Source organism: Dietzia sp. Alg238-R159, assembly GCF_900537145.1.
Classification (GTDB): domain Bacteria; phylum Actinomycetota; class Actinomycetes; order Mycobacteriales; family Mycobacteriaceae; genus Dietzia; species Dietzia kunjamensis.
Genome location: NZ_UNRI01000003.1, coordinates 276,427 through 289,112, shown reverse-complemented (window position 1 = coordinate 289,112; position 12,686 = coordinate 276,427). Strand labels below are relative to the sequence as shown.

Below are 12,686 nucleotides of genomic sequence, written 5' to 3'. Positions count from 1 at the left end.
ACACAGTCATGACACCGCACTCCGAACGGAGAAGACCGTAATGGGTCACTACAAGAGCAACGTCCGCGACCTCGAGTTCAACATGTTCGAGGTCCTGCGTATGAACGAGGCACTCGACGCCGGCGAGTTCGGCGACATGGACACCGAGACCGCCAAGGGCATCCTCTCCGAGGTCGCGACCCTGACCGAGGGCCCTGTCGCGGAGTCCTTCGCCTCCGCCGACCGCAACCCGCCGGTGTTCGACCCCGAGACCCACTCGGTCTCCATCCCGGAGGATTTCAAGAAGTCCTTCAAGGCCTGGTACGACGCCGGCTACTGGTCGATGGGACTGCCGGAGGAGCTCGGCGGGATGCCGGCCCCCCGCGCGATGGTGTGGGCCACCGGCGAGATGATGCTCGGGGCCAACCCGGCGGCGTTCATGTACGGCGCCGGCCCCGCCTTCGCCGCCGTCCTCTACGAGAACGGCGCCGAGGAGCAGAAGCAGTGGGCCGCCACCTGCGTCGAGCGCGGCTGGGGAGCGACCATGGTCCTCACCGAGCCCGACGCCGGCTCCGATGTCGGTTCCGGCCGCACGAAGGCGGTCAAGCAGGACGACGGCTCCTGGCACATCGAGGGCGTCAAGCGCTTCATCACCTCGGCCGACTCCGACGACATGTTCGAGAACATCTTCCACCTGGTCCTGGCGCGCCCCGAGGGCGCCGGCCCCGGCACCAAGGGCCTGTCGCTGTTCTTCGTGCCCAAGTTCCACTTCGACTTCGAGAAGAACGAGATGGGCGAGCGCAACGGGGTGTTCGTCACCGGCGTCGAGCACAAAATGGGCCTCAAGGTCTCCACGACCTGCGAACTGACCTTCGGCGGTCACGGCGTGCCCGCCAAGGGCTGGATGGTCGGCGGCGACGAGCTCAACCAGGGCATCCGTCAGATGTTCGATGTCATCGAGCACGCGCGCATGATGGTCGGCACCAAGGCCATCTCCACCCTGTCGACCGGCTACCTCAACGCGCTCGAATTCGCCAAGGAGCGTGTCCAGGGCGGCGACATGACCGAGATGGCCGACAAGACCGCCCCGCGCGTCACCATCACCCACCACCCGGACGTGCGGCGTGCGCTGATCCGCCAGAAGGCGTTCGCCGAGGGTCTGCGCGCGGTGTACATGTACACGGCGGCCCACCAGGACGTCGAGACCGCCGCGCGCGTCTCCGGCGCCGACGGCGAGCTGGCCCATCGGGTCAACGATCTGCTGCTGCCGATCGTCAAGGGCGTCGGTTCCGAGCGCGCCTACGAGCTGCTCACCGAGTCGCTTCAGACGTTCGGCGGGTCGGGCTTCCTGCAGGACTACCCGATCGAGCAGTACATCCGCGACGCCAAGATCGACTCCCTCTACGAGGGCACCACCGCGATCCAGGCACAGGACTTCTTCTTCCGCAAGATCGCCCGTGACCGCGGCACCGCCGTGGGCCACGTGTCGGCGCAGATCAAGCAGTTCCTGGACAGCGACGCGTGCGGCGGCCGACTGGCGGCCGAGCGGGAGCTGCTCGCGACCGCTCTCGCGGACGTCGAGGCCATGATCGGCACGTGCTTCGATCACCTCATGGGTTCGCAGGACGACCCCAAGCGCCTGTACACGGTCGGGTTCGCGTCGGTGCGCGTCCTCATGGCGTTCGGTGACCTCATGATGGGCTGGCGTCTCCTGGTCGGCGCAGAGGTCGCCCTCGGCGCGCTGGACGGGGCGTCCGACGACGACAAGGACTTCTACAACGGCAAGATCGCCGCCGCCCGGTGGTTCGCCAAGAACGAGCTGCCCCTGATCAGCGCCACCCGCGCGATCGTCGCAGACCTCGACAACGAGCTGATGGAGCTGGACGAGTCCGCGTTCTGATCCCCACCTGACGGGCCCTTCCGGGTCCCCACCGTCGATCCGCCGCCCCTGCCCGGGCGGCGGATCGACTCGTTTCGCCGGATGCGGGCAGCCCACCCCACGAATCCGCTACCCGGATTCCGGATCCGCTATGCCTATGGGAGTAGCGGATCCGGAATCCGGGTAGCGGATTCGGCGCTCTAGTTGCCGGGTACGCCGGGAATGCGGAACTCCGGCAGGCCCGGGATCCGGATCGGGTCACCGGGACCGGGGAGCGGGGGCGGCGGCGGTGGTGGCGGCGACGAGGTGGGATCGTCGTCCTCCGGAGTCTCGGCCCGGCAGACGATCCGGTCTCGCGGCGCGTAGCTCGACGACACGGTATCGGTGCTCACGGTGTCGCCGCCGCGCAGGACGACCCGGGTCACGCGGGCGGTGTACCCGTCTGCGCCCGGACTCGGGGTACACCCGGCCGTGCTGACGACCCGGGTCTGGGCCCGCCGGATGTCGGTCCGGGGGGCCGTCGAGACCCTCACCGTGTACTCGGGCGTCCCCCACAGCCGGACCGTCACCGAGTTGCCGCTACCCGATGCATCGATCACCAGGCCGGTGTCCTGGGCGTTTCGGAATCCGACGTCGGCCGAGGCGGTGGCATCGCGGCCCGCCGGGAACGCGTCGCCGTCGACACCGCGGGAGCTGCGGACGAGGTCCTGTGCGCCGGAGTCGAACGCCGCGTTGAACAGGGCAGTGGCGACGGCGTCGGCGGACACGTCTCCGGAGACCGTGCCGGCGACCTCCGCCATGGAGAAGCTCCCGCCTGCCGGGATGAAGTGCCCGGCCAGCGAGGCGATCATCGACTGGGCCTGTCCGCTCGCGCTGACGGCCACGGTGAACTGGCCGACGGGCTCGCGGATGCCGGCCCGCTCGGCCTCCGCGGTGGTCAGCTCGGGGTCGCGGCCCACGTAGCCGACGGGGAGCACGCGCGGGCCGTCGACGTCGGTGAGTTGCCCGGGCAGCCGACCGAGCAGCGGGCCCCATTCGACGGTGCGTCCCTGGACCGCGGGCACGATGGTGGCGCTCGACCCGCTGAACTCGAAACTCGCGTCCCTGCCCACCTGCTCGGTCTCCTCCAGGAGCGGGTCCAGGATCCCCTTGGCGGCGTCGGCGTCGAAGCGGGGCTCGAGCACGTCGCCCTCGCGGACGAAGCTGAGGTACTCCCCGATCCGGTCGCGGGGGAACAGCACCGGCACCGCGCCCGGGTCGTCCGGGTCGACCATCTCGATCTCCCGCTCGGCGGGCTCGGGCCGCTCGCGCCCGGGGGCCGGTGGCGGGGCGGGGAGCCTGGTGGTGACGGTGGTGGTCGCCGGCTCGGTGCCGTCGTCGCGCATCCGCGAGGCCAGCAGCGTCAGGTCCCGGGAGGCGGCGGGCTCGGCCACGTCCCGGATCAGCGCCCGCACCTGCTCGGCGTCGGTCTCGGTTGGCGTGTAGTCGACGGGCAGGTCCACTCCGTCGTCGTCGAGCCAGTGCTCAAGCACCGCGTCGCGGGAGTTCTCGATCTGTAGGCGCTGCCCGTCGAGCGGGATGGCCGAGCGGACCTGATCCCGGTCGAACCAGATGGCGCCCTCGCGGGGTTCGAAGTCCGCCTGGAGGGCGAGGCGCTCGAGGAAATCGGTCAGCCGGGCGTCCGGGATGACGCTGGCGATCCCGACCTCGGTCGACCACACCACGCTGATCAGCCGCTTCAGCGGGTTGAGGGGCTGTTCACCGCCCCGGTCGAGCGTGCCCTGCCAGTCCACCGACAGGCCGACCGAGTCGGGGTCCAGCGTGGTCGACACGGCCCCGGCGCGCAGATCCACCTCGTCGTCGACCCGCGGTCCGAGCTCGGCGATCAGTCGCTGTTCGGCGTCGGCGGTCCGCATCCCGCCCACCTGGATGCCGGCGACCTCCGTCCCGCGCGGGACCCGGCCGATGCTGTGCACGAGATCGAAGCCGTACAGGACCGCGAGTGCCATGAACAGGCCCACACCGGTGTAGATCCACCGCGACCGCACCCGGTACCGATGTCGGTCGGACGCAGCCGGGTGCGGGCCCGCGCCCTCGATCGCGACGGGGCGTGCCGGGGTGTCGTCATCGTGGGACTCGACCACGCGTCATCCACCTCCTCCCGAGCGGGGGACGGCGGAACCCCGCGGGCCGCCGGCCGGGGACGTCCCCGCCCGAACCACTGTGAACACCACTATGACGGACCGATACCGATGAGTGCAGCCCCCGCGCCGGACGCGGGGGCTGCACTCGCCGGACTCACGGGACGAGCCCGCGGCGAGTTGGACGACGTGCGGGGGTCAGCGCTCCACGATCGCGGTGACGCCCTGGCCGCCGGCGGCGCAGACGGAGATGAGCGCCCGGCCGGAGCCCTTCTGCTCGAGCAGCTTCGCCGCGGCGGCCAGGATGCGGCCGCCGGTGGCGGCGAACGGGTGACCTGCCGCCAGCGACGAGCCGTTGACGTTGAGCTTGGAGCGGTCGATCGACCCCAGGGCCTTGTCCAGACCCAGGCGCTCGGTGCAGTACTCCTCGGACTCCCACGCGGCCAGGGTGGCCAGCACCTGCGAGGCGAACGCCTCGTGGATCTCGTAGTAGTCGAAGTCCTGCAGGGTCAGGCCGTTGCGGGCCAGCAGCCGCGGCACCGCGTAGGTGGGGGCCATGAGCAGCCCGTCGGGCGTGCGACCGTCGTGGCCGTGGATGAAGTCCACCGAGGCGGTCTCCGAGTCCACCAGGTAGGCGCGGACCGGCAGTTTGTTCTCCTTCGCCCACTCCTCGCTGGCCAGCAGCACGGTGGAGGCGCCGTCGGTCAGCGGGGTGGAGTTGCCGGCCGTCATGGTGGCCTCGGTGCCGTGGGCCTCGGCGTCGCGCTTGCCGAAGACCGGCTTGAGCTTGCCCAGCTTCTCTTCGGAGGAGTCGGGCCGCATGTTGTCGTCGCGGGCGACGCCGAGGTACGGCGTCACCAGGTCGTCCTGGAACCCGGAGTCGTAGGAGGCGGCGAGGTTGTGGTGGCTGGCGACGGCCAGGGCGTCCTGGTCGGCGCGCGTCACCCCCATCTCGCGGGCGGTGATGGCGGCGTGCTCACCCATCGACAGCCCGGTACGCGGCTCGGCGTTCTGCGGCTGCTCGGGTACGAGGCCCTGCGGGCGGATCTCACCGAGGAGCTTCAGGCGGTCGACGGTGGACTTGGCGGAGCTGACCTTGATGAGGGTCTTGCGCAGGTCATCGTTCACCGAGAGCGGCGCATCCGAGGTGGTGTCGGTGCCTCCGGCGATGCCGGACTCGATACGCCCGAGGGCGATCGCGTCGGCCACCTGGATCGCGGCGGCCAGGCCGGTGCCGCAGGCCTGCTGGACGTCGTAGGCCGGGCTGGCCGAGTCGAGCACCGAGCCGATGACCGACTCGCGGGTGAGATTGAAGTCGCGGGAGTGCTTGAGCACGGCGCCGGCGACGACCGACCCGACGCGCTTGCCCTGGAGGTTGTAGCGGCTGGCCAGTCCGTCGATCGCGGCGGTGAGCATGTCCTGGTTGGAGGCGTCCGCGTACTTGCCGTTCGAGCGGGCGAAGGGGATTCGGTTGCCGCCGACGATGGCGACCTTGCGGGGGCTGGTGGTCACGTGTGTCACTCCCGTTGTGTTCTCGGTGTCCGGTGGCCCGAAACGCGGCCCTGCACGTATTGTTACTCAGCAGTAAGTTACTTGTCGACCCGTAGTACCGCACCTCTCCAGGAGATGATCGCCATGGCACAGGGCAACCTCGACCTCTACTCGCAGTTCGTGACCTCGGCCCCGGGGTCGTTCATCGCCGGCAAGGTCGGCCTCCCGCAGCCGGAGCAGCTGCGCCGGTACGAGGCCGGACAGCCCGCCCTGCACGGTCCCGTCCTCATCGGCGGCAAGGGCCGCCTGGCCGAGCCTGTCCGGGAGATGTTGGCCGGCGACTACGAGCTGGCCGCCGCGGGCGCCGAGGGCAAGTTCGCCGGCCTCGTCTTCGACGCCACGTCGCTGCGTCGCCCGGAGGACCTCAAGGCCCTGTTCGAGTTCTTCAACCCGGTCGTCCGCAACGTCGCCGCCAGCGGCCGCATCGTCGTGCTGGGCACCACCCCGGAGGAGACGGGCTCGGTCGAGGAGCGCATCGCCCAGCGCGCGCTCGAGGGCTTCACCCGCTCGCTCGGCAAGGAGATGAAGCGCGGCTCCACCGTCCAGCTCGTGTACGTCTCCCCCGACGCCGACGCGGGAGCCTCCGGGCTCGAGTCCACCCTGCGGTTCATCCTGTCCGGCAAGTCGGCGTACGTCGACGCGCAGGTGTTCCGCGTGGGGGCCGGCTCGGCCACCGCCCCGGCATCGTGGGACCGCCCGCTCGAGGGCAAGCTCGCCGTCGTCACCGGCGCCGCCCGCGGTATCGGCGCCGAGATCGCGGCCGTGCTCTCCCGCGACGGCGCGCACGTGATCTGCTGCGACATCCCGGCCGCCGGAGAGTCGCTGTCCGCCACCGCCAACAAGGTCGGCGGCACCTCGCTGCCGCTGGACGTCACCGCCGCCGACGCCGCCGAGGTCCTGGCCAAGCACGTGACCGAACGTCACGACGGCCGCGTCGACGTGCTCGTCCACAACGCCGGCATCACCCGTGACAAGACGCTGGCCGGCATGGACAGCGCCCGCTGGGACTCCGTCATGGCCGTCAACCTCATCGCCCCCGAGCGCATCACCGCCGAGCTCGCCGAGAAGGGCGTGCTGGGCGAGGGCTCGCGCGTCGTGGGTGTGTCCTCGATGGCCGGCATCGCCGGTAACCGCGGCCAGACCAACTACGCGGCCTCGAAGGCCGGTGTCATCGGGTTCGTCAACGGCGCCTCGGCCGAGCTGGCCTCGAAGAACGTCACCGTCAACGCCGTGGCGCCGGGCTTCATCGAGACGCAGATGACGGCCGCCATCCCGTTCGCCACCCGCGAGGCCGGCCGTCGCATGAACTCCATGCAGCAGGGCGGTCTGCCGGTCGACGTGGCCGAGACGATCGCCTACTTCGCCAACCCCGCCTCGTCCACGGTCACCAACAACGTGATCCGCGTGTGCGGCCAGTCCCTGCTGGGTGCGTGATCTGACGTGGAGTACACCCGCCTTCCCGCCATCCCCAACCTGCTCGCCCAGTACGGCAAGGCCGCGGTGGGAGCCCTGCCCGTCGTGGGCGGCTCCCGCGACGGCAAGTCCATGCCGTCGAAGGGCGTCGAGGTCGCCGGCGTGCGCGTGGACGTGGCCAACCTGGCCGCCTACGCCCGCGTCTGTGGCCTGCGGCTGACCGACGAGCTGCCGCTGACCTACCCGTTCACCCTGGCGTTCCCGCTGAGCATGCAGCTCATGCTGGATCCGGACTACCCGGTGCCGGCGATGGGGTCGGTGCACCTGACCAACGAGATCGAATCGCGCCGCCCGCTGCGGGTCGGCGACGAGCTCACCATCCGGGCGCACGCCGAGAACCTGCGTGAGCACCCCGCCGGGTTGCTGCTGGACGTGGTCACCGAGATCCGTACCGGTGACGACGACGAGCCCGCCTGGGTGCAACGGTCGGGCCTGCTCTCGAAGCGGCGGACCTCGCTGACCCCGGCCAAGGACGCCCCGCGCCCGCCGAGGCCCGAGCCGCCGACCGCGGCCGAGATCGGCGACCCCACCGTGGTGAAGTCGGTGTCCGAGGCGCAGATCGCGGAGTACGCGGCCGTGTCCGGGGACCGCAATCCCATCCACGTGTCCAAGGTGGGCGCGAAGGCGTTCGGCTTCCCGAACGTCATCGCCCACGGCATGTGGACGGCCGCCACGCTGCTCGGCACGGTCGAGGGCGGGATCCCCGAGCGGGCCCGCTACTCGGTCGAGTTCGGCAAGCCCGTGATCCTGCCGGCCAAGCTGGGTATCTATGCCCGCCGCGGCGGCGCCGGTGACCCGGCCTGGTCGTTGACGGTGCGCAACCCCAAGAAGCTCGGCACCGTGCACGCGACCGCGAGCATCGAAGAGCTGTAACTTCGGCGGGACCCGCCGGCGTCGACAAGACCGTTCCGCACACATCGCCCGAGAGGCGGGTATGCGGAGCGGTCTTCTCGTTGACCGGGCGGTGACGGTGGGGCGTCGGTCAGGCCGCCTATCAGCGACTCGACGGTGATCTCCGGCCCCGGGGTCGAGTGGAGCGGGCTCAGCCGCCCGCGTCCCCGGACCCCGATTCGCTCCCGTTCAGCTCCGCCCGTCGCACGTCCCGCGCCACCACCCGCTCCCGCGCCCGATTCGTCGTCGGTCTCGCCGCCGCTGCCACCGCCGTCACCCTCGCGGGCCCCGCCGTGGCGTCCGCCCAGTTCGGCTCCCTCGGGACCGGCTCGACCGGCCTGGTGGACACGGGTTCCGTCCCGCCGGGCGTGCTGTTCCCGCCGACCCCCGGCATCGGCGCCGGCGAGGGTGTCGCGGTCGTCGACGGCCCGGAGGTCGACACCACCGTCGTCATGGACGGGTTGAACGTCCCGTGGGACGTGGTCCGCACCCCCGGACGGCACCATCCTTACCGGTGAGCGCGGCGGCCGGATGGTCGTCCAGCGGGGGCAGCGCACGGTCGCGATAGACCTGCTCGGCCTCGTCCGCCAGTCCGAGAGCGGCCTGATGGGCATGGCCGTGGACGCGGGCTTCGAGCAGAACCGCGAGATCCACGTGTGCTGGTCGCGGGCGGTCGGCGGCGAACGCGACAACCGGATCACTACGTTCCGCGCCGCCGAGGACTGGTCCGCCATGGCCGAGGTCCGGGACACGCTCACCGGGATGCCGCTAGGAGCCGAGGGCATCCACAGCGGCTGCCGACTGGCCACCGCTCCCGACGGGTCGATCTACGTGGGCACCGGCGACACCTACGGCCCGACCGGGCCCCAGTCGCCCGAGTCGCTCGCCGGTAAGACCCTGCACATCACCCCTGATGGCGACCCCGCGACGGGCGACTCGGTGATCCACACGATCGGCCACCGCAACGTCCAGGGCCTGGCGATCGAACCGCGCCCCGGCCGCGTCTACTCCGCCGAACACGGCCCGGACGTCGACGACGAGGTCAACCTCCTCCAGCCCGGCGGGAACTACGGCTGGAACCCCGACGTCGGCGGGCAGTACAACCAGAACGTGCCGATGACCGACACGGGCAGGTTCCCCGACGCGGTCGAGGCCGTCTGGTCGTCCGGCAAGCCGACCCTCGCGCCCGCCGACATCGAGTTCCTCGGGCCCGAGTGGGGAGAGTGGGCGGGTGCGCTGGCCATGGCCAATCTCAAGACCCAGAAGTTGGTCCTGCTCCGGCTGAGTGAGGACGGGCGCTCGGTCGTCGACGCATCGATTCTGCTCGAGGGCGAGTTCGGCCGCCTGCGTTCCCTGGCCCCCGAGCCCGACGGCTCACTGCTGGTGACCACCTCCGACTCCGACAACCGGGATCAGGTGCTGCGCATCAGCCCGGCGGCGGGCTGACCGGCCTAGAGCCGCAGCACCTGCCGGGCGGCGTCGGCCAGCGCGATCGCGTAGCCGGCGCCGTGCCCGGCAGCGTGGGTGGCCAGCGGGTGCAGCTGATGCAGCGGGACCCTGTCGCGCCAGCCCACTCGAAGCGGGTGCGCCTCGTCGTACCCGCGCAGGATCTCGTCCAGGTGCGGGGCGCCGAACAGCCCGAGCATCGCGAGGTCGGTCTCGCGGTGGCCGCCGTGCGCGGCGGGGTCGATGAGCACCGCCTCGGTGTTCCCCTCCGGGCCGCCCTCCCCGCCGGCCCGCGCCGGGGCCCACAGGACGTTGCCGGTCCACAGGTCGCCGTGGATGCGGGCGGGGACGTCGTCGGGATCGTCGAGCTCGCCGGACGCGACGCGGTCGCAGGCCCGCTCGACCACGGCGCGGTCGGCGCCGCCGAGGACGCCGAGGTCCACCGCGATCCGGACGAACGGTCGGACCCGCTGCTCGGCGTAGAACTCGCCCCACGACCCGGAGGGGACGCACTCCTGGGGACGGTTCCCGATGAAGCACCGGCCCGCCCAGCCGTCGGCGGGTGCGCCCCAGGCGGCAGCGCCCGCATCGTGCATCGCAGCCAGCGACCGACCGAACCGCAGAGCCGCTCGCGTCGTCGCGCGACCTGCGGGGATCCGCTCGAGGACGATCTCGTCGTCGTCGACCCCCACCACCTCGACCACCCTCGGCCCGCCGGGGGCCGCGGCGAGCCACGCGAGACCCGCGGCCTCGTGCCGGAAGAAATCGGGCCCGTGGCGGGAGCTCTTCTTGACGAACACCCGGTCATGCACGTCGTCACTCACGTCACGTCCTCCCCGGGGTCGGTGCGGCCTGCCCGGCCGAGCAGCGGCCCGGCGAGCGCGGCGATGAGTACTCCGCCCACGAGCATCGGCACGACGGTCCAGCGCAACCCGGCATGCTCGGCAATGAGACCGACCATCGGCGGGGAGGCCAGGAAACCCAGGCGGAGGACCCAGTTGAGGACTGCCAGCCCGGCGCCCGGGGCGAGGCCGGGGACGGAGTCGGCGCCGACCATCGCGCCCGGGATCACGGTGGCGATCCCCCAGCCGGCCAGCACGAACCCGGCGAGCAGCACCGCCAGCAGGACGGGGCCGTCGAGGAGGAACGAGGCGGAGAACACCGAGCCGATGCCCGCAACGACGCACATCCCTCCCATGCGGCCGACGCGCGCGGCCCCCACGCCCTCGACCAGGCGGTCGCCCGTGAACCGCCCGACGAGCTGCGCGCCCTGCACCGCGATGAACCCGAGCCCGGACAGCCCGGCGCCCGCGATCGTGGTCTCGCGCAGATAGAGCGCGGACCAGGTCTGGGCGAAGTCCTCGACGATCGTGGCGCAGCAGGCGAGCAGCCCCAGTGCCAGCAGGAGCAGCAGCGCGCGCCGGCCCGGAACGCGGCGCCCGGTGGGGGACGGCGCCGCGACCGACGCGGGCACCCTGTCTGCGGGCACCCTGTCTGCGGGCACCCTGTCGAGGTCGCGGCCGACCTCGTCCTCGGCGACGGCCGGGCCCAACCGGAGAGGGAACGCGGCCAGCGCGGCGAGTGCGCAGACGGCGCCCGCCACGATCATCTGTCCCACCACCGGCGTGCCGGCCCCCGCGGCCACCGATCCCCCCGCCGCCCCGAGCGCCGCGCCGAGCGACCACACCGCGTGGAAGCGGTTGATGACGGACCGACCGTGGCGCAGCTGCACTCGGATGCCGTGGGCGTTCATCGCCACGTCGGTGATCGCGTCGCACAGCCCGAACAGCAGCAGCAACCCCGCGAACACGGCCACCACGGGCGAGAATCCGACGAGTGCCGCGATGGCGGACGCCACGACCATCGCGGCGACGGCGACCGTCCCGTCCGACCGCCGTCGCATGAACGCGGGGGTGAGGAGCCCGCCCACCAGCGCGCCGGCCGGGTAACAGGCCATGGCCAGGCCGAAGGCGGCCGGGCCCAGGTCGAGGGCGTCCTTGAGGTCGGGCAGTCGGGGCACGATCGCGCCGAAGATCGCCCCGTTGGCGGCGAAGAGCAGTGCGGTGGCGGCGATCGGCCCTCGGACGGCTCCGGCCCGGGCACTGCCGCGACCCTCTCGCGTCCCGGTCGTCGAGGCCACGACCGCTACTCTACGTCCCGCGCCCACGAGGGCCCGCGCGCTCGGCGGTAGCGTTGCGGCCGAGAGCAGCGAACCGGTGAGGGGAGTACGCCCGTGTACGACGTGACGGCGGGGATCGAGACCGAGGACGGCGGTCGGCGCGTGGCGTGCCGGGTGCCGCTGCCCGTGGCACCCACGGTGGTGTGGGACGCGGTGGCCACCGGTGAGGGGATCTCGTCCTGGTTCGTCCCATGCGCGCTGGAACCGCAGGTGGCGGGGAGGATCGTGCAGTTCGCTGACCCCGGCGCCCCCGACCCCACGGCCGGCCCGGAAGCCGCCGCCGAGGCGATGCTCACCGCGACGGTCGGCGAGATCACCGTCTACACGCCGCCCACCGGGAGCGTCCCCGGCCTGTTCTCCTACGCCGAGCGGGACTGGATGGGCGAGGGTGTCCCGGTGCCGCCGTGGGAGACGTCCTGTGAGGTCGTCGACGACGGCGAGGGCGGCAGCGTGCTCACCCTGCGGTCGGGGTTCGGCTCCGGCGGGCAACTGGCGGAGGAGTCCGTGGACGGCAGTGTCGACGGGTGGGTGCAGGCGCTGACGGTGCTGGCCCACCGGCTGACCCATCGCCCGGCCGACGGGGTGGTGACCGTAGACGCGGCCACCGATCCGGTCGAGGCCACGGTGCCGGAGCTGTGGGCCCGGGTGACGGCGGCGCTCATCGCCCCGGCCTCCGATGTGGGCGGGAACCCGGGCGACGGTGGCGTGGTGGCCAGGTCCGGTGAGGTGGGCGGGATCGTCGCGGCCGAGTCGCAGGCCTCGCGGACGCTCATCCTGTCCGCGCCGGCCGACGGCATGCTCGAGCTGTTCGCCTTCCCCGCCGGCCAGACGCACGAGGACGCCGCGGGCCGGGCCGCGCTGGCGGTGCGGGTGTTCGAGTACGTCGACGCCCCCTGTGGCGACGGCCGCCCGCTCGGCGCCGCGGCCGTCGACGTCACGCCCACCTGGGACGCGCCGCGCTGGCGCGAATGGCTGGACGAGCTCGCCCGCGGGTGAACCGGGCCCTCACAGGGGTGAGGCCTGACAGGGGGCGACAGGGGGCGCGGACTGTAGCGAAACGTCCCGGTCGTATCCGCCGATGTTCTCACCGACCCCAGTACTGTTGCGGGGAAGTATGGTGACGGGCCGCGCCAGCGTGACCCGATCC

The 12,686-nt window shown here is 72.1% G+C and carries 10 protein-coding genes; 6 read left to right on the top strand and 4 right to left on the bottom strand.

Annotated elements, in window-relative coordinates; genetic code table 11:
• The first annotated feature begins 40 nt into the window (after positions 1-40).
• Positions 41-1,879, top strand: coding sequence for an acyl-CoA dehydrogenase (locus G6R20_RS09815; RefSeq protein ID WP_163376278.1), 1,839 nt, complete (start codon positions 41-43; stop codon positions 1,877-1,879).
• A gap of 179 nt (positions 1,880-2,058) precedes the next feature.
• On the opposite strand, the gene G6R20_RS09810 is transcribed toward G6R20_RS09815, so the two are convergent.
• Both G6R20_RS09810 and G6R20_RS09805 read right to left on the bottom strand, forming a co-directional pair.
• Positions 2,059-4,002 (bottom strand): peptidoglycan binding domain-containing protein, encoded by a 1,944-nt coding sequence (locus G6R20_RS09810; RefSeq protein ID WP_163376277.1) that lies wholly within the window; start codon positions 4,000-4,002, stop codon positions 2,059-2,061.
• A gap of 195 nt (positions 4,003-4,197) precedes the next feature.
• On the bottom strand, positions 4,198-5,511 hold the full coding sequence (locus G6R20_RS09805; protein ID WP_163376276.1) for an acetyl-CoA C-acetyltransferase: 1,314 nt from the start codon (positions 5,509-5,511) through the stop codon (positions 4,198-4,200).
• A gap of 117 nt (positions 5,512-5,628) precedes the next feature.
• On the opposite strand from G6R20_RS09805, the gene G6R20_RS09800 reads away from it, so the two are divergent.
• The 4 genes from G6R20_RS09800 to G6R20_RS09790 all read left to right on the top strand — a co-directional run bounded on the left by G6R20_RS09800 (position 5,629) and on the right by G6R20_RS09790 (position 9,360).
• Positions 5,629-6,984, top strand: a complete 1,356-nt coding sequence (locus G6R20_RS09800) for a 3-oxoacyl-ACP reductase (RefSeq protein WP_205475827.1) — start codon at positions 5,629-5,631, stop codon at positions 6,982-6,984.
• 6 nt (positions 6,985-6,990) lie between these two features.
• Complete coding sequence (locus G6R20_RS09795) at positions 6,991-7,896, top strand: MaoC/PaaZ C-terminal domain-containing protein (protein WP_163376274.1); 906 nt, start codon at positions 6,991-6,993, stop codon at positions 7,894-7,896.
• Positions 7,897-8,054: 158 nt separating this feature from the next.
• A complete protein-coding gene (locus tag G6R20_RS18715; protein ID WP_240341374.1) occupies positions 8,055-8,432 on the top strand; it encodes a hypothetical protein in 378 nt (125 codons plus the stop codon).
• A 13-nt stretch (positions 8,433-8,445) separates the two neighbouring features.
• Complete coding sequence (locus tag G6R20_RS09790) at positions 8,446-9,360, top strand: PQQ-dependent sugar dehydrogenase (RefSeq protein ID WP_240341373.1); 915 nt, start codon at positions 8,446-8,448, stop codon at positions 9,358-9,360.
• A gap of 5 nt (positions 9,361-9,365) precedes the next feature.
• Here G6R20_RS09790 and G6R20_RS09785 read toward each other — a convergent pair whose 3' ends face one another.
• Both G6R20_RS09785 and G6R20_RS09780 read right to left on the bottom strand, forming a co-directional pair.
• On the bottom strand, positions 9,366-10,172 hold the full coding sequence (locus G6R20_RS09785; RefSeq protein WP_163376436.1) for a fructosamine kinase family protein: 807 nt from the start codon (positions 10,170-10,172) through the stop codon (positions 9,366-9,368).
• 8 nt (positions 10,173-10,180) lie between these two features.
• Positions 10,181-11,500 carry an MFS transporter gene (locus G6R20_RS09780; RefSeq protein WP_163376273.1) on the bottom strand — a complete coding sequence of 440 codons (1,320 nt, stop codon included), beginning with the start codon at positions 11,498-11,500 and terminating at the stop codon, positions 10,181-10,183.
• A 93-nt stretch (positions 11,501-11,593) separates the two neighbouring features.
• On the opposite strand from G6R20_RS09780, the gene G6R20_RS09775 reads away from it, so the two are divergent.
• The gene (locus G6R20_RS09775; protein ID WP_163376272.1) at positions 11,594-12,535 is read left to right on the top strand and encodes an SRPBCC domain-containing protein; all 942 of its coding nucleotides are present in this window, start codon (positions 11,594-11,596) and stop codon (positions 12,533-12,535) included.
• The last annotated feature ends 151 nt before the right edge of the window (positions 12,536-12,686 follow it).